We start from the raw sequence: 16,349 nt of genomic DNA on the forward strand, positions 1-16,349 counted from the left end.
GCACGAACGAGACTAGGTTCGCGTTTTCATTAAGTCAACGATGATGACAATCTTATTGACAGCTGAAATGGGGACGCCTTTCCCGAGTTGGAGGAGTATCATTCGGCGCTTTTGGTCCCGATATCGAACTCGCGGGCAGCGTCTGGAGGGCTTCCGCTTTTACGGGGAGTCCCCAAGAAAGACACCAAACTTTCCGTGACGGATTGTGGGTCCACGAGCTCGCATTCCCACAAAACCAACGACTCCCAGCCGAGCTCCATGAGGGCCGCTATGGTGCGTTGGTCCCGTTCGCGTGTGCGAGTGCGTTTGGATTCCCAGAATTCTGCATTCGTCTGAGGCGAGTGTTGTCCTGCGGGGCAGTCGTGAAGATGCCAGAAGCAGCCATTCACAAAGACCGCCTTGTGGCGCGCCGAAAAGACGATGTCGGGTCGACCGGGGAGTTTGCCTCCGGGCAGGGGCGCATCGGGGTGGTCTTTGCGGATTCTCTCGAGCGTCCTTCGCGGGATCCTGCCCTGCAGCAGGAAACGGTATCCCGCGGCGTGCAGCAATCTGCGGACGAAAAGCTCGGGCTTAGTGTTTTTGCCCCTGATCTTCGACATGAGCTGGGAACGCTGCTGAGCGGACATGCTGTCCATGTCTCGATTGTGCACCCGGACCGTTCGGCGGGCCCATCGTCGATTCGAGGGTGCCGGCGCTGAATAGGACTTCCCCTGGGAAGGGCCGTTAAAAGTTTGAGCACCGGCCGGTTCCACGACGCGGGGGAATGCATCTTGGATCCAGCCGGTGCTCTCATCACTCGCACCTTCATGAGGTAGTAATGACTCTATGGGGCAAGCCTATGGATTCCATGTGTCAGGGCATGGCGTTGCATGGGAATGGCGCCGATCGCCAGCCGCCGAACGCCTCGGAATTGAGGCACAACGAGGAACGTGTAGGCATCAGCGAGCGCGGCCGGAGCATTGTTCGATCGGGCAACCGATGCGCATGGCCACTCACCGTGGCATGCGGAATCCGACTTCCGTGAACCCGGTGCCGGTCGGGATGGCACGACTGACGACAAGAATTTCGCTCCGGACCGCATTCCTTCCCGGAGGGGCCAGGGGATGGCTTTCCCTTGCGTGGGCGCCATGTTGTCTGGACGGGATAAAACGCCGATCCAATCCGGGTGCCGGTTGACAACCAAACGGTGGGAATTCGGATGCCGGTTCGTTCCGGTGCCGGTGGCAATTGATGCTGACCAGCTTCCCCACACCGACCTGAATGTCTTACCGGTTGGATGCTCCGGTTAGTTCATTCGGGGTTTCCGGCAAAACGATGCTTTGGGTCACCTCGCCCTTCTTGAGGTCGACGGTGTGTAGTTCCTTGGTGGCCGGGTTGGTGACAAAGGCGGTGTCTCCCTCCGCTAGCAGCGACGGTCGGGGCTCTTGCCAGTCCAAGGGCTCTTCCCACTCGTCAACAACCTTGATGGCGGATTTTTCTTTCCCCGTGGACGAGTCGTAGATATGAAGCTTTCCATCGGTGCCAAGCACGAGGGCGTCACCCGATTTGCTGCGTCCCAGCGAGCGGAAAGAATACGAAAAATCCGTGTCAACCAGCTGAAGCTTGTTGGTGGCAGTGTCGGTGAGCGAGAACGTCGTGGGGCGTTCCAACTCCGCGTCCCTGTCCTTCTTGTAGTCACCAAGAACCACTGATGAGTTTTCGCCTCCGGCTTGGTTGCCGATACGGCCATAGGCGTCGGGCGATGAAACCTTGGTGATCTTTCCGTTCTTCACCACGAGCAAACCGTCTTCACATCCGACGACCACGACCTCATCCTGTGCCATGGCTTCACCATGAACTCCGGGGCAGTCCGTACTTGTCGCAACCGTGCTTCTGCTGCCGTCCGTTTTTGCCTCATCCAGCAGCGTGATGCCGGAGCGGGATTCGCTGTTTCCTTCCGTCACGAGCAGCTGCCCATTTTTCAACGACACGGCGACCCCATGATGCGCTTGTAGGGTTTTGTAGTCCTCGGTCTTGGGCAGTGTTTCCTTCGACAAGGTTTTTGACTCGAAAGTGCTGACGTTTCCCGTTGCGTCATCGAAGAGAATCGTTTTCCCTGCGTGGTGGACTGCATGTCCAGGTTGCTGCGCCGGGAACTTCTGGTCTTTGAGCGTCGGATCGGAAACAAAATGGTGGGAATGATCGCCGTGGACTTCGGACCAAGACCCCGTGTCCAAGACTTGGAACCCTCCGGTCGTGGATACGAGGACATGCCGGCCGTCTCCGGCAGGGTTCACGCGGTTGAATCCGTCGATCCGAAAATCGGAGACGACCTTTCCATCCGTGGCGCCCAGAACAAGGACGCCGCCGTCGTACGTGACGGCCAGTCGTGGCTGGGCTGTTCGAGATTCCGTTGCCTGCGGGGATCCGTCCTTCGGGATGTCTGCATCATTCTTCGGATCGTGGCTTGAATTCGTCGCCGACCCCGGGTTGCTGGCGGGCGCCGGGGCGGTGGCGCAGGATGCGAGCGCCAGCATCGAGGCGAAAGCGGTGGTCACCGCGAAGGTGCGACGTACCCGACGATCCGTGGTCCGGGCTTCGATCGAGACGTTCTTGGTTTGGATGGTTTTCATGCTCGACATATTATTGCAAATAAGAATCATTCGCAATAATATGAAATGGTTCGACTGCAGAAGGAGCGTTTCGCTGCCTGGCGGGCACCGTCACTTTGTGTCAGCGGGATTGGGCCGTCCGGTGGCTTCAACCAGTTCCTTGGCCGGTGTCCGTGCTCACCCGCTATTTAGGAAGTCGTCGGGAGCCCCTTGGCCAACGTGCGGCGAGCCCTGCGCCGTGGTGCGGGGTCGCATGTGAAGCGAGCGGGTGGCATCAGGGTGCCGATGTTGGTTGTTTTTGAACGGGAAAATCGATGCGCATGACCACCCGCCGCGGGGTGGGGTGGCTGACTTCGCTGAAGCCTGCATCGGCGAAGACGTTGCGGCTGCCAACAAACATTTCGCCCCAGGCTGCCTTCTTCCCCGGAGGCAGGACCATGGGATAGCCCTCCAATGCGTGGGCACCATGTTCCCTCGCGAAGTCAACGGCGGCACTCGCCAGAGCACGCGAGACGCCCTGCCTGCGATATCCGGTACGCGTGACAAAGCAGACCACCGCCCAGATGTCCGGATCCTCGCGGTCCTCGTTGCGACCGCTCCACGGGATCCTGGAACCCAGCAAGCGCGGATAGGCGGTGCGCGGTTCGACGGCGCACCAACCCACCGCCTCGTCGCCCAGGTAGGCAATGAGTCCGCTGGTTTTCGCGGCACTCGCGTTCCCGCAGGCCGTTTGCGATTGCAGGCGGCTCTCGCGCACCTCATCCGACAGTTCGCCGAAACTGCGGCCGGGATTCTGGAACCACTGGCATTGACAGGTCGAGGGGTCGCCCCGCGTTCCGAAGACCTTTTGAATGTCCTCCCAGCTGGCTTCGTTGGCCGGGACTACTCGCGGGACAACCGCCGGGATATCCGCAAGCGCGACTTCGCCCGTGGTTACCTCGACCTGCTTCATGAAGCCCCTCCGATCGCCGGGCAGTCCCGTTCCGTGCCACCCCGTGTGGAAACGAGACTGCCAGCGCCGGCCGCGATGGTCAAGGACACCGTCCCGCATGCGGGGTCTTGTCCCCGCGGCGGTGCGGGTTGCCGCGGGGACTATCCGTTTTGCGCGGCCAAGGCAGTGGGCGACTCAGACGGTGGGGACCGGAACGAGTTCCTCGGCCAGTCGGGCGAGCCGGTCAACAGGTATGGGCATGACTCTTGCGAGCTGGTAAAGGCTGAGATCGGCGGGGATGTTGACCAGTTCGGTGGAAACGAGGTGTGGCAAGTGCCTTTCCAAGCTGGCGCGGCAGCGCGGGTCTTGGCTGAGTTCCAGGATGGGGATTTCCAGGGCGGCGCCTGCGGCATGGAATCCCTCCAGCGGCGGCAGCGGCTCAAGGGCCCCGGCGGCACGGTCCGCCTGCCGGCGAACCAACAGGTGTTCCCGGGTCGGTGCGGTGTCGAACGGGATTCCGAGCCGCTCGAACTGGCTGCGGGGGGCGTCGTTCTCGCGCATGAGGCCGACCAGCAACCCCAGCATACGCAGTTCGATCTCGTCATCGGTGAGCGGGGTGTCCTGCCCCGGGTCGGTCTGGAGGTCGAAGAGCAGGGTTCCGTGGGCCCACGGGTTCATGAAGGAGCTCGTCGGCACCTTGATCGTGCGCAGGCCCTTGGTGAAGGTGAACGGGGCGGCAGGCTCCCAGTCGGCGAGTTCGGAGACATCGAAGCGGGAGCGCATGCGGGTGGGCATGAGGGTGAAGTCCTCAAGCGGTGCGTTCGACTCGTCCGCGGCGGCGCGCATGTACACGTAGCGGCCGTCGGTGACATTGACGTGTCCGCCGTGGATGCCGAACAGCGCGGCCTCGCGCACCTCGGAGTCGTCCCGGAGGATTGCGGCGAGGTCCTGTCCCTGCATGTCGGGGGTCGGCTCGAGGTCGAAGTAGCGCAGCATCGTCGGGGCGATGTCGATGGTTTGGGCCAGCGCGCCGCGTCGATTGTCGCGCCCGCCGGTGCGCGGATCCCAGAGGAACATGGGCAGGTGGACAAGCTCGTTGAACCAGGGCTGGATGGACTTGGCCCACCAGCCGTGCTCGCCGAGCAGGAACCCGTGGTCGGTGTTGACCAGGAGCATGGTGTCGTCCCACAGGTCGTACTGGTCCATGGCGTCAAGGACGCGGCCGAGGGACTTGTCGCACATGGACACGAGTGCCGCGTACTCGTAGCGGGCATGCTCCACCTGCTCCCGGGGCTCGGTGACCTTCTGGTACCCGGGCCAGTCGAACTCCGGCCCGTCATACTCGTGGGGGTGCATCTCCTTGTAGGCCGAGTGGGTGAAGAAGGGTTCGTGCGGATCGAAAAGCTCGATCTGCAGCATCCAGCGGTCGGCGGCCTGGTTGGTGTCGATGAAGTGCAGCCCGGCATCGACCGTGCGGGTCTGGGAATGCTCCGCCTCCGTCGGCATGTAGCTGCGGTTGATCAGGTCCTGGCGTTTCATGTCGCCATGCAGGTCCTCGGTGCCGCCGGCGGGGTCCACGACGCCCTTCCAAGGATCGCCTTCCTGGCCGCGGAAGAACTCCCAGGTGGTGTACCGGGGGTGGTAGGTGGCACCGCCGTCTTCCCAGTAGTGGGGGTGGTCCGATGCCAGGTGGGTGTGGACCCCGGCCTGGCTGAGCATCTGCGGCATGGAGTCGTCGAACGGTTCGAGCGGGCCCCAGCTGCGGTGCAGGAAGTTGTAGCGGCCGGTGTGCATCTCGCGCCGGGCCGGCATGCAGGGCATGGAACCCGCATAGAAGTTCTCGAAGGTGGCCGTCTTGGCGGCGAGGCGGGCGAAGTTTGGTGCATCGACAATGGTGTCGGCGTACGGGGAGAGCATGTGCCTGTTCAGGCTGTCGAACATGAGGATGATGGCTTTCATCATGGCCCTTTCGAGTGGGTGGGTGGCCGGTGGCCAGGGATCAGCGGGAGCCCTCGGGGCTCGGGGTTGCCGGAGGGATGGTGGGGGAGCGCGAGGAGAGACGGCCGTCCAGGAGGTCCCGGCGCAATTCGACCAGCGCCGCGACGTGGGCGTCGGCGGCACCGGCTCCCATGAGGTGGAGACGTTCGCCCACCGCCGCGGAGAGCTCGTCGTCAAAGGGAATGGTCGGGTCCTTGGGGGTCCGGCGGTCGCGGTTCCGGTACCTGGCGATCTCGGCCTGCCGCGTCTGGAGCTCGACGTCGAGGATCCGAAGCAGCTGCTCGGCGCTCATGAAGCCCGCGAACGACAGGCGTACGGTCAGCTCGGGGTCCTGGAATCGCGTCGGCGGGTCGTAGGGGCCGGTCAGCCAGTCAAGGAACACTGCCGCCCCCGCGTCCGTGACCCGATACGTCTTGGCGTCACGTGCGCCAGGCCGCGGGTCGACGCTATGGCCAACCCAGCCATGCTTCTCCATCGATCCCAACGACCTGTAGACCTGGCTCATCGTGGTGTTGGAGCGCAGAAAGCGGCCGCTGCCGTCGAGGAACTTCTTCAGGTCGTAACCGGTGCCGGGGTGCCTGAGGAGCACGCCCAGGAGGATATTTTCCAGCTTCATTGCTCTCCAGGGAAGGGATGTCCGGCCCGTGACGCGGACCATGTTGAGTATGGCACAAGTGGAATGGTTTTGGTAGGCTCGCCTCACGGTCCACACCGCGACCGGCCCAGTTTCGAGCGAGGGAAACTCCATGGAACCCCAAGGGACGCCGGTGCATTCATCAGGCTGCTGTTCGCCGTCACGGGTGGCTGCGCCGCCCCGGACCGGGGAGCGCCGCGTCTTCACCTCCCCGGCGCTCGCCGGGCACGACGATGTCCTTGTGCCTGCCGGCGCATTCCTGATGGGGGATGCCTTCGGTGAGGGGTACCCTTCCGATGGCGAGCTCCCGGTGCATCCCGTGAAGCTGGAGGCGTTCCGCATTGACGCGACGGCGGTGACGAACGGGATGTTCGCGCGTTTCGTTGAGGCCACCGGCCACCGGAGCGAGGCCGAGGATTTCGGGACCTCGGCGGTGTTCCACCTACTCCTGAAGGCGCCCCGGTCCGCGGTCCTGGGGGCCGCTGCGGGTGCGCCGTGGTGGCTGAACGTGCGTGGCGCCGACTGGGCCCACCCCGCCGGCCCCGACTCGCACTGGTCCGAGGTCGCCGACCACCCGGTCGTCCACGTCTCACACAACGATGCCCTGGCCTACTGCGAGTGGGCGGGCCGGCGTCTGCCCACGGAGGCGGAGTGGGAGTATGCGGCCCGCGGCGGACTCTCCGGGAAGCGCTATGCCTGGGGCGACGAGCTCACCGTGTCGGGAGAACACCGGTGCAACATCTGGCAGGGCACGTTTCCCGCCCTGAACACCGCTGCGGACGGGTTCCCGGGCACGGCCCCGGTGAGGTCGTTCCCGCCCAACGGGTACGGACTCCACGAGGTCGCCGGAAACGTCTGGGAATGGTGCTCGGACATGTTCCATCCCGGGTACTACGGCATGTCCCCGGTCGAGAATCCGCAAGGTCCCCGGGCCGGTTCGGGGCGGGTGATGCGCGGCGGCTCCTACCTGTGCCATGACTCGTACTGCAACCGGTACCGGGTTGCCGCCCGCACTTCCAACACCCCCGATTCCTCCAGCGGGAATTGCGGTTTCCGCACCGTGGCCCTGGATCCCGTGAGTCCGGAGTGAGTGTGCGGGGCCCGTCGAACAGGGGCGCCCCTGGGCCCCGCTGGTTCGAATGGGGTCCAGGAGTTGTTCCGCCCCGCCTCCCGGATCTGGCCTCGACTTTCCGTAAGCCCCTTGATCATCCAGGTGTTTCTGCCATCCGAAGGCCATTGCTCATCCGTCGGCGCTGGCAGGATTCGGGGTCGAAGTCCGGTCGATGCGCCGGTGACACCAAAATCGAACACGACGGTGGTGCTAGGCGCCGAGATCAAGTTCCAGGCACGCGGTGCTGATCTCAGGAACGATGATGAGCGCGTGCTGCTCCAGCTCCTCGGTCGGATGGGTTCCCTCGACGCAGATGGCGATCATGCCGGCTGCGGCAACGGCGCCGAGACCCGGGACCGAGTCCTCGAACGCGGCGACCCGGGAAGGGTCGTCCAGGCCGAGGGCGGCTGCCGCGCGCTGGAAGCCCTCCGGGTGCGGCTTGCCGTTGACGACGTCCTCGTCAGTGACCACGATGCCGAACAGGTCCAGCAGGCCCGCGCGCTCCAGCGCCGGGAGCACCTGCAGGCGGCTCGCGCCGGTGACAACGCCCAGCTTGAGGCCCGCGGCGTGCAAGGCGTGGACCAGTTCGCGGGTGGCCGGGCGGATCAGGCTTTCGCGTTCGATGCGGACCGCGTATTCGGAGTCGATCAGCGGCAGGTACTTCTCCAACGGCCCGGCGTCGGCAGGAGCGAGGGCCAGGATGTCGGCCATGATTTCGCGGTCGCTGCGGCCGGCCAGGGTCTCCTGGTACTGCCGGGCGGTGAGGGTCACCGAGCAGTGGGTGGCGGCCAGGTCGATGAACAGGTCCCGCAGGATGCCCTCGTCGTCGGAGAGGGTTCCGTTGAAGTCGAAGAGCACGCCGTCGAGGTCCGTGAGTGTCAAGGTGGCGTTGGTGGAGGTGGCGCGCATGGTGCGTTTCCAATCTTGTAGTGTGTAGTGGAGTCGCCCAACGGTCTAGACCCTTGGATGATCGAGAGACCAAACTACCGAGCCGACATGTCCCCGACCGCCGCTTTGGGTGGACCGCAGCTTGGCTGCGGGTTAACGGAGCATGAACCCGGCCCGGCACATGAAAGCGAGCCGAAAATCAATACCGACGAATTGCTTGAGCGGGCCCAGGGGCTTGCCCTCGACCCGGAGCTGCCGGCCCACCAGTCGATCAGCAATTGGCTGGCAGGCATCATTGCCGATGGCCTGCTTCCGACCGCCAGCAAGCTGCCCGCCGAGCGGCAATTTGCCCAGGCCATGGGAGTCAGCCGCATGACCCTGCGCCAGGCCCTCGATACCTTGGTCCACGAGGGGCGGATCGTGCGCGCGGTGGGCAGCCGAGGTGGTTCCTTCGTGGCGGAGCCACGGGTTCCCGTGGACATCTCCAACCTGATGGGACTCAGCGCCCAGTTGCTCAAAAGCGTGCATAGTGCCTCGTCAAGCGTTCTTTCGGCGGTGACCATCCCGGCCGACCGGGTGGTGGCCGAGGCCCTGCAAATCCCCGCAGGGAACCCGGCGCACCGGATCCACAGGATCCGCTTTGCCGCATCGACACCCGTGGTGCTGGAAGAGATGTACTTGCCCGCGGTGCTGTTTCCTGGACTGCCAGAGCGCGACCTGACCGGCTCGATCTATGCGGTGATGGGCGAGCATTACGGCCTGGCGCCGTTCTCCTCCGTGGAGGAATTGAACCCGGCCGTGGTCGGCGAGGAGAGCGCGCGACACCTGGAAATCGCCCCCGCCACGGCAGTGCTTGGCATCAAGCGCACCGGGCTGGCCCGCGACGGGCGCCCGGTCGAATATTCCGAGGACCTGGTCCGGACCGACCGGCTGAAGATCGTGGTGTCGGGGCGCGTCGACGGGTAGTGCGAGGAGGCTGGATGCAATCCGTTCGGTCTAGACCATTATTCATCTCCGGGACACCTTGGCGTCGCTGCCCGTCAAGGTGCCGTCGTTAGGTTGGTGTTTGCAAGCAGGCCTTCCCCGGGCCTACTCACTCACACGGAGAGCATCCCGCCATGAATAAGCCACTCGTTCCGGCAGCAATACGTTCGATGAAAACGACCCGACGCACGCTGCTCCGCGGAGTCGCAGGGCTCGCCCTGCTGGCCTCGGTCGGCGGTTCGCTGGCCGCCTGCAGCCAGGCGCCCACCGCGGCGGCAAAGATCGGCACCACGACCAGCGAGCTCGCGACCCTGGCCAAGACCGAAGGCACCGTCCAGCTGATCGCAGTGCCGGCCGACTGGGCCAATTACGGCGGCCAGTTCGCGGCCTTCAAGGAAAAGTACGGCGTGGACACCCCGGTGGCCACCCCTGATGCCTCGAGCGCCGACGAGATCACCGCGGTCAAGAACCTGCGCGGCCAGAAGACGCAGCCGGACGTGATCGACATCGGGTATTCCTTCACCAAGAAGGCCGGCGACGAGAAGCTGATCGCGCCCTACAAGCCCAGCAACTTCGACGCCATCCCGGCGGATTTGAAGGACCCGAACGGCATGTGGGTGGGCGCCTACTACGGTGTGGTCCAGGTGGGCACCAACACCTCGGTCATCGAGGCCCCGAAGACCTGGGACGACCTGCTGGACCCGAAGTACAAGGGCAAGGTGGCCCTGCCGGGCGACCCGCGCAAGGGCGCCTCCTCCATTGCGGCGGTCTTCGCCGCATCGCTGGCCCACGGCGGATCGCTGGACAACATCCAGCCCGGCATCGACTTCTTCGAGAAGCTCGCCAAGTCCGGCAACCTGGTGAGCATCACCTCCCCGGTCTCCGCACTGAGCACCGGCCAGGCCGCGGTGGTCCTGGACTGGAACTACAACTTCCTGGGCATGGAAGAGGAACTGAAGAAGTCGAACATCACCCTGGAAACCAAGACCTTCGCGGACGGCGTCTTCGGCAACTACTACGCCCAGCCCGTGGTCGCCGACTCGCCGCACCCCAACAGCGCCCGCCTCTGGGTCGACTGGCTCACCAGCGACGAGGGCTCCGAACTCTTCGCCCGCGGCGGCGGCATCCCCGCCCGCTACATCGAGCTGAAGAAGGCCGGCAAGCTCTCCGAGGAGGCGCTGTCCAAGCTTCCCGAGGCCGAGGTGATCGAGAAGATCAAGTTCCCGACCATCGAGCAGGGCGAGACGGCCGGCAAGATGATCGTCGACCAGTGGGGCCAGAAGGTCGCCGCGCAGTGACGATCGAACTCGACAAGGCGGCCGAGAGGCCCGAGGCGGTGCAGACACGGGCGCCGCGTAAGACGATGCGTAATACATTGGGCAAGGCGCCCGGCACCGCCGTCGGCCGGGGCATCCGGATTGCCGGATGGCTGGGCGCGCTGCCGCTGCTGGCGTTCCTCTCGGTGTTCCTGATCGCCCCCATCGCCACCAACATCTTCACCAGCTTCCGGGTGGACGGCCAGTTCTCCCTGGAGCCCATGGCGAAGCTGTTCGAGCCGCAGTACCGCGATGCGTTCATGCAGACCATCAACCTGTCGCTGCTGACGGCGGCGGTGGGCGGCGTGCTGGGATTCATCCTGGCGTGGGCGCTGGCCTCCGGCGACAAGCCGGCCTGGCTGCGGAACCTGGTGCTTTCCTTCTCCGCGGTGGCCTCGCAGATGGGCGGGGTGGCGCTGGCCTTCGCGTTCATCGCGACCCTGGGCGTGCAGGGGTTGGCGACCCGCATCATCCTGTCGCTGACCGGCTGGAACCTCAGCGAGAACATCCAGCTGGCATCGTTTTACGGGCTGGCGCTGGTGTACCTGTACTTCCAGGTCCCGCTGATGGCCATCCTCATGCTGCCGGCGTTCGGCTCCCTGAAGAAGCAGTGGCCCGAGGCCGCCTACTCGCTGGGCGCCAGCCGCTTCCGCTACCTCATGGACGTGGCCCTGCCCATCATGTGGCCGCCGATCGTCGGCGCGCTGCTGCTGCTCTTCGCCAACTCGTTCAGCGCCTATGCCACCGCCTACGCGCTGGCCGGAGGCCGGGTGAACCTGGTGCCGATCCTGATCGGCTTCTTCATCTCCGGCGACGTCATGTCCGACGAGAGCTTCGCCGCCGCGCTGGTCACCGGGATGATCGTGATCGTGGTGGCGGCCATGGGCCTGCGGACCCTGCTGGAAAGAAGGACCAACAAATGGCTGCGCTAGAAACCGCACCACACCCGGTGCCTCGCACCAACCGCGCAAGGACCGCGCGCCGGCCGAAGCCGCAGGACATGGCGCGGACCGCGGTCTTCGCCGCGGCGCTTGTCATGTTCTTCATCCCGCTGGTGGCCTCCGCCGCGTTCGGCTTCACGCTTCCGGGCCAGGGCTTCACGCTCGAACCGCTGACCGACGCGCTGGCGGGCACCGACTTCGCCGCGCAACTGTCCACCACCCTGGAACTGGCGGTGCTCAGCACGCTGGGATCGCTGGTGCTGCTGGTGCCGACGCTGCTCTTCCTGCATTTGAAGGCCCCGAAGATGCTGCGGCTGACCGAATGGCTGTCCGTGGTTCCCTACGTGGTGCCGGCCATCGCGCTGGTGGGCGGGGCCAACCTGTTCTTCCGCAACGTGGCACCCGGCTTCCTGGTCAGCACCTACTCGCTGGTGCCCTTCTACATGGTGCTCACGCTGCCGCTGGTCTACCGGAGCCTGGACGCGGGAATCCGCGCCCTGGACGTCCAGACGCTGTTCGCCGCAAGCGCCAGCCTGGGCGCCAAGCCCCGGCAGACCATGCTGCACGTGGTGCTGCCGAACATGCGCGCGGCCCTGCTGGGCTCCGCGCTGCTCTCCTGCGCCATGGTGCTGGGGGAATACGCGCTGGCGAGCCTGCTGCTGCACTCGACCTTCCCGGTCTTCATGGTGCAGGTGGGCATGAGCCAGCCGCGCGCCGCGGCCGCCCTGTCCTTCCTCACCATCCTGGCCACCTGGCTGTTGCTGGCGTCCCTGTCCACCGTGACGGCGCGGCGCGGCACCAAGAAATCCACCATGAAAGGGGGATCCCGATGACCCGGGATTCTGCAGAAGTCTCACTGTCCGGCATCACCAAGGCCTTCGGCGGCCGCACCGTGCTGGATGACCTGGACCTCAACCTTGCCGGCGGCGAACTGCTGGCCCTGCTGGGCCCGTCGGGCTGCGGCAAGACCACGATCCTGCGCGTGCTGGCCGGGCTGGAAACCCCGGACTCCGGAACCGTGCGGATCGCCGGCAAGGACATGACCCGCACCCCGGTGCGCGAGCGCGGCATCGGGATCGTCTTCCAGGCCTACAGCCTCTTCCCGCACCTGACCGCGGCGGAAAACGTCGCCTACGGCCTGAAGATCGCCGGGACAAGCCTTTCCAAGCGCACCGCCCGGGCCAAGGAACTGCTGGAAACCGTGGGGCTGGGCGAACACTGCGCCAAGTTCCCCGCCCAGCTCTCCGGCGGCCAGCAACAGCGGGTGGCGCTGGCCCGCGCGCTGGCGATCGAACCGCGGGTGCTGCTGCTCGACGAGCCGCTCTCGGCCCTGGATGCCCAGGTGCGCGTGCACCTGCGGGAGGAAATCCGCCGCATCCAGACGCAGTCCGGGACCACCACGCTGCTGGTCACCCACGACCAGGAGGAAGCGCTCACAGTCGCGGACCGGGTGGGCGTGATGCTCAACGGGCGCATCGAACAGCTCGGTTCCCCGCAGGAGATCTACCAGCGCCCGCGCACCCCGTTCATCTCCGAGTTCGTGGGGGCGGTGAACCGGATCCCGGCGACCGCAACCAGCGGAGGGGTCGCGGTGCTGGGTCGCATCTTGCCGATCTCCAACCCCGCCTCCGCACCGGTCCATGCCTCGGGGCTCGAGGCGCTGATCCGGCCGGAGGACCTGAGTCTGCTGGCGCACGACCGCGGGGAGGGCGTCGTCAGCTCGATGGTGCTGCGGGGCCCCACGACCAGCGTGGTCGTCGAGCATGCCGGATCCAGCCTCCGGGTGGACATGCCCTCGCACGAGGCCGCGGCGTTCACGCTGGCCCAGCGCGTCGAGGTCCACACCCGCCGCTCCTCGGTGCTGGTGGATGCGGAGCGTGCGGCATGAGCGCGAAGATCCCAAACCCGAAGACCTCACGCCCGAAGATCGCACTGGTGGGAATCGACGGCCTGCGCATCGATTTGGCGCGCGGAACCGGCAGGATGCCGACGCTTGACGCGGTGATCGGGCAGGGCGTGTTCAACGAGCTGGTCATGGAGGTGCCCACCCTCTCCGGGCCGGGCTGGTCCACGCTGCTCACCGGCAGCACCCACGCCGAGCACGGGGTCAGGGACAACAAGTTCGTGGGCCACGCGCTGCTGCACCGCCCGGACTTCCTGAGCCGGGCCTACTTCGCCGACCAGTCGACCACCACGATGGTGGCGGCGGGCTGGCCCCCGCTGGTCGACCCGGCGGACGCGGGACCGGTGATCTGGGAACGGCGCGAACAGCAGCGCTCCGGCCACCACCGGGTGATCGCCCGCGACGGGGAAACCTACGGCTACCAGATTGCCGACGCGCAGGTCGCCGACCACGCCGTCGACGTCCTGGCGGGCAAGGGCCCCGACGTGTCGTTCATCTACTTCTGCGATGCCGACGACGAGGGCCACGTCTACGGGCCGCACACCCCGCAGTACGCGGCGGCCCTGGACCGGATCGAGGGCCACCTTTCACGCATCGCCGCGGCCATCAGGCGGCGCATGGAGGAACTGGGGGAGGACTGGTACCTGGTGCTGACCACCGACCACGGGCACCTGGACGCCGGCGGCCACGGCGGCGACAGCGCCGTCGAGCGCGCGTCCTTTGTGGCCGCGACCCGCTTCGGCGGCTCCCTGGAGCATTGGCCGGAGGCGCTCGCGCCCGCCGGGCTCACCCCGTTGCTGCTGGAGTGCCGCCAGGGGTAGCGCGCCCACGCACGGTCGCACGCACGGTCGCACGCCGCGAACCCCGGCCCGGGGTTCGCGGCATCCGGCGCTTCGGGCACAACGGATCCATCGCGGGATTGAAGGAAGGCAGGCGGGCCCTAGCCGTGGGAGAAATGCAGGGCGCCGCGCCGGCCCAGGAGCACCATCGTGAGGAAGATGCCGATCGCCGCGAAGCCGCACGTCATCCACCAGGTGGAGGACCAGCCGTCGGTCGCGACGGCCAGCCATGCCACCAGCATGGGTCCGGTGAAGTTGCCGATGTTGAAGATCTGCTGCATCAATCCCATGGCCGCCGGGGCCGAACCTCCCTCGGGCGCAAGATCCACGGCCATGCGGGTCAACGTCGCCGGGACCATGGCGCCGAAGAACGAGAAAAGCCCCACGCAGGCGACCTGCCAGGCAAAGCCGCCGGGGACCTGCGTCCAGTCGACGGCAAAGGTCAGCAGGCTGGTCAGGGCCATCAGCACGAAGGAGAGGACCAGCATCAGGCGGGCCGGCGCCCCGCGCTGCAGGAACAGGCCAGTGACGACGGCGCCCACGGCGTTGAGCCCGCCCACCACGGCCGTGACAGCGCCCGGACCCACCCCGGTGAGGCCGCTTTGCGCGTAGACGGTGGGCAGGAACCCGACCACCGCCATCCACTGGATCGTGTAGCAGCCAAAGGCCAATCCGGCGATCCACACCCGCCCCGAGCGTGCCGTGATGCCAATGCGGGCGAGCGCCGTGCGGGCGCCGCCGGCACCCGCAGCGGGGTCCGCCGGAACAAGGCGCAAGACCAGCGGGACGGGCAGCAGGGCGACAGCCGCCATCATCCACCACAGGGACTGCCAACTGGCGACCTGCAGGAAGAAGGCGCTGGCCAGCAGGCCCACCAGCGTGGCGGTTCCCTGGTAGGCGCTCCAACATCCCACGGCCAGGTTGACCCGCGGCGCCGGCGTGTGGGACCTGATCAGACCGGGCCCCACCACCGTCGCCACGATGAAGCCGACGCCCTCGATGGCGCGCGAGGCCAACAGCATCCCGGCCCCGGTGGTCAGTGCGCCGATCGCCGAGCCGGCGCTGAGGAACAGCAGCCCCAGAACCAGGGTCCGGCGCGCGCCGATGACCTCGGCCAGTAGGGAGACGGCCAGGCCGCCGACCATGCCGGCAAGCTGGACGATGCCCAGCAGCGCCCCGGCCGTCAGCAGCGAAAAGCCCAGGGTCTCCTGGATCAGCGGCAGCGCGGCGGGCAGCTTCCAGATGTGCAGCGCCGCGGCGATGCCGGCGACCACCACGGTGATCCACGCGGCGTTGCCGCCCCGGGTTTCCTGGAGGCGTGCTTGGGTAGTGGTCACCGGTCGGTCCTTCGTTGGGCAGAGCTTCGGATTGTTCCACGGCCGGGCCGTGACGCCCAAGAGGTGTCGCGGTGTCCGCGCGGCATGCTCAGGCCTTGTTCTTGGCCCGTGCCGCCTGAATGATCTGTTGGACGCCGGCCAGGAACATTTCCCGGTGGTCCAGGGCCAGGATCTCGTCGCGGATCGCGGCGACCAATGGATTGCGTGCCGGGTCGACAAGCAAGGGGCCCGCGAACCATTCGTGGGATTCCGAGTCGGAGGATTCCGCCAGGTCCCTGGCCAGCCCGGCTGCGCCGGCCAGCACGTAGGCGCCGAAGATCGCATATTGCTCGGCCAGGGCGCTGCCCTGCAAGCCGGCTTCGGAGAAGCAGGAGAGTATGAGCTCGATGCTGTCGAGTTCCCCCTGCCCGCTGGTGGTCAGCGTTGTCGCTGTCACGGCGATGGCGGGGTACTCCAGGAAGGTGTCGAGCGTGACAGCGGCGAATTGCGCCAGACAGTCTTCCCACTGCGAAGTCGACGTGGTCATCCTGGCGTGGGCCATCTTGAAGAGCCTGTCCAGCAGCTCCTGCATGAGGCTTTCCTTGCTTTGGAAATGCCGGTAGATCGCGGTGGGGTCGACGCCGACTTCCTTGCCGAGGTCGCGGTAGGTCAGGGTCAGCGTGTGGGGTCGGGAAGCCAGGCGAAACGCCGCTTCGACAAAGACTTCGCGATCCAGCGGCGCCTTGGCTGGCTTACCCGTGGATGATTTGCCTGACACGCGGGCCTCCGTTCTACCCGCCGGGGCGGGATCAGTTGGTTTCTCCGATCATCCTACATTCGATGCTGACAACGTATATGTCAACATCATTGACAGCGACATTGACGGCACCTAGTGTC

15 protein-coding genes are annotated in these 16,349 nt (G+C 66.1%); 7 read left to right on the forward strand and 8 right to left on the reverse strand.

Annotation, left to right across the window (positions count from 1 at the left end):
• Window positions 1–98: 98 nt before the first annotated feature.
• The 5 genes from ACIQLF_RS01975 to ACIQLF_RS01995 form a co-directional block, all read right to left on the reverse strand.
• The gene (locus tag ACIQLF_RS01975) at window positions 99–635 is read right to left on the reverse strand and encodes a very short patch repair endonuclease (RefSeq protein WP_400293912.1); all 537 of its coding nucleotides are present in this window, start codon (window positions 633–635) and stop codon (window positions 99–101) included.
• Between the two features lie 630 nt (window positions 636–1,265).
• The gene (gene aztD / locus ACIQLF_RS01980) at window positions 1,266–2,612 is read right to left on the reverse strand and encodes a zinc metallochaperone AztD (protein ID WP_400293913.1); all 1,347 of its coding nucleotides are present in this window, start codon (window positions 2,610–2,612) and stop codon (window positions 1,266–1,268) included.
• A 253-nt stretch (window positions 2,613–2,865) separates the two neighbouring features.
• Window positions 2,866–3,543 (reverse strand): GNAT family N-acetyltransferase, encoded by a 678-nt coding sequence (locus tag ACIQLF_RS01985; RefSeq protein WP_400293914.1) that lies wholly within the window; start codon window positions 3,541–3,543, stop codon window positions 2,866–2,868.
• A 174-nt stretch (window positions 3,544–3,717) separates the two neighbouring features.
• A complete protein-coding gene (locus tag ACIQLF_RS01990) occupies window positions 3,718–5,484 on the reverse strand; it encodes a sulfatase (protein ID WP_400293915.1) in 1,767 nt (588 codons plus the stop codon).
• 37 nt (window positions 5,485–5,521) lie between these two features.
• Window positions 5,522–6,136, reverse strand: a complete 615-nt coding sequence (locus ACIQLF_RS01995) for a PadR family transcriptional regulator (protein ID WP_400293916.1) — start codon at window positions 6,134–6,136, stop codon at window positions 5,522–5,524.
• Window positions 6,137–6,320: 184 nt separating this feature from the next.
• Here ACIQLF_RS01995 and ACIQLF_RS02000 point away from each other — a divergent pair, with 184 nt between their 5' ends.
• Window positions 6,321–7,244, forward strand: a complete 924-nt coding sequence (locus ACIQLF_RS02000; RefSeq protein ID WP_400293917.1) for a formylglycine-generating enzyme family protein — start codon at window positions 6,321–6,323, stop codon at window positions 7,242–7,244.
• A 231-nt stretch (window positions 7,245–7,475) separates the two neighbouring features.
• Here ACIQLF_RS02000 and ACIQLF_RS02005 read toward each other — a convergent pair whose 3' ends face one another.
• Entirely contained in the window at window positions 7,476–8,174 is a 699-nt protein-coding gene (locus tag ACIQLF_RS02005) for an HAD family hydrolase (protein ID WP_400293918.1), read from the reverse strand.
• Window positions 8,175–8,231: 57 nt separating this feature from the next.
• On the opposite strand from ACIQLF_RS02005, the gene ACIQLF_RS02010 reads away from it, so the two are divergent.
• The 6 genes from ACIQLF_RS02010 to ACIQLF_RS02035 all read left to right on the forward strand — a co-directional run bounded on the left by ACIQLF_RS02010 (window position 8,232) and on the right by ACIQLF_RS02035 (window position 14,118).
• Window positions 8,232–9,119, forward strand: a complete 888-nt coding sequence (locus tag ACIQLF_RS02010) for a GntR family transcriptional regulator (RefSeq protein WP_400293919.1) — start codon at window positions 8,232–8,234, stop codon at window positions 9,117–9,119.
• A gap of 152 nt (window positions 9,120–9,271) precedes the next feature.
• The gene (locus ACIQLF_RS02015) at window positions 9,272–10,435 is read left to right on the forward strand and encodes an extracellular solute-binding protein (RefSeq protein WP_400293920.1); all 1,164 of its coding nucleotides are present in this window, start codon (window positions 9,272–9,274) and stop codon (window positions 10,433–10,435) included.
• Window positions 10,432–11,385 (forward strand): ABC transporter permease, encoded by a 954-nt coding sequence (locus ACIQLF_RS02020; protein ID WP_400293921.1) that lies wholly within the window; start codon window positions 10,432–10,434, stop codon window positions 11,383–11,385. The genes ACIQLF_RS02015 and ACIQLF_RS02020 overlap by 4 nt, the downstream gene beginning before the upstream one ends.
• Complete coding sequence (locus ACIQLF_RS02025) at window positions 11,373–12,227, forward strand: ABC transporter permease (protein ID WP_400293922.1); 855 nt, start codon at window positions 11,373–11,375, stop codon at window positions 12,225–12,227. Before ACIQLF_RS02020 ends, ACIQLF_RS02025 begins: the two co-directional genes overlap by 13 nt.
• Window positions 12,224–13,282 (forward strand): ABC transporter ATP-binding protein, encoded by a 1,059-nt coding sequence (locus ACIQLF_RS02030; RefSeq protein WP_400293923.1) that lies wholly within the window; start codon window positions 12,224–12,226, stop codon window positions 13,280–13,282. Before ACIQLF_RS02025 ends, ACIQLF_RS02030 begins: the two co-directional genes overlap by 4 nt.
• Window positions 13,279–14,118 (forward strand): alkaline phosphatase family protein, encoded by an 840-nt coding sequence (locus ACIQLF_RS02035; RefSeq protein WP_400293924.1) that lies wholly within the window; start codon window positions 13,279–13,281, stop codon window positions 14,116–14,118. The genes ACIQLF_RS02030 and ACIQLF_RS02035 overlap by 4 nt, the downstream gene beginning before the upstream one ends.
• Window positions 14,119–14,237: 119 nt before the next feature.
• Here the strand turns inward: ACIQLF_RS02035 and ACIQLF_RS02040 are convergent, their stop codons facing one another.
• Entirely contained in the window at window positions 14,238–15,473 is a 1,236-nt protein-coding gene (locus tag ACIQLF_RS02040) for a CynX/NimT family MFS transporter (RefSeq protein WP_400293925.1), read from the reverse strand.
• A gap of 88 nt (window positions 15,474–15,561) precedes the next feature.
• The gene (locus ACIQLF_RS02045; protein ID WP_400293926.1) at window positions 15,562–16,230 is read right to left on the reverse strand and encodes a TetR/AcrR family transcriptional regulator; all 669 of its coding nucleotides are present in this window, start codon (window positions 16,228–16,230) and stop codon (window positions 15,562–15,564) included.
• Window positions 16,231–16,349 lie beyond the last annotated feature (119 nt).

It is taken from the genome of Paeniglutamicibacter sp. NPDC091659 (genome assembly GCF_044756805.1).
Classification (GTDB): Bacteria; Actinomycetota; Actinomycetes; order Actinomycetales; family Micrococcaceae; genus Paeniglutamicibacter.

Bases quoted from the DNA above. Each gene is read 5' to 3' on its own strand.
- ACIQLF_RS01975 (WP_400293912.1), bottom strand. From the start codon at position 635: ATGGACAGCATGTCCGCTCAGCAGCGTTCCCAGCTCATGTCGAAGATC.
- aztD (WP_400293913.1), bottom strand. From the start codon at position 2,612: ATGAAAACCATCCAAACCAAGAACGTCTCGATCGAAGCCCGGACCACG.
- ACIQLF_RS01985 (WP_400293914.1), bottom strand. From the start codon at position 3,543: ATGAAGCAGGTCGAGGTAACCACGGGCGAAGTCGCGCTTGCGGATATC.
- ACIQLF_RS01990 (WP_400293915.1), bottom strand. From the start codon at position 5,484: ATGATGAAAGCCATCATCCTCATGTTCGACAGCCTGAACAGGCACATG.
- ACIQLF_RS01995 (WP_400293916.1), bottom strand. From the start codon at position 6,136: ATGAAGCTGGAAAATATCCTCCTGGGCGTGCTCCTCAGGCACCCCGGC.
- ACIQLF_RS02005 (WP_400293918.1), bottom strand. From the start codon at position 8,174: ATGCGCGCCACCTCCACCAACGCCACCTTGACACTCACGGACCTCGAC.
- ACIQLF_RS02010 (WP_400293919.1), top strand. From the start codon at position 8,232: ATGATCGAGAGACCAAACTACCGAGCCGACATGTCCCCGACCGCCGCT.
- ACIQLF_RS02015 (WP_400293920.1), top strand. From the start codon at position 9,272: ATGAATAAGCCACTCGTTCCGGCAGCAATACGTTCGATGAAAACGACC.
- ACIQLF_RS02025 (WP_400293922.1), top strand. From the start codon at position 11,373: ATGGCTGCGCTAGAAACCGCACCACACCCGGTGCCTCGCACCAACCGC.
- ACIQLF_RS02030 (WP_400293923.1), top strand. From the start codon at position 12,224: ATGACCCGGGATTCTGCAGAAGTCTCACTGTCCGGCATCACCAAGGCC.
- ACIQLF_RS02035 (WP_400293924.1), top strand. From the start codon at position 13,279: ATGAGCGCGAAGATCCCAAACCCGAAGACCTCACGCCCGAAGATCGCA.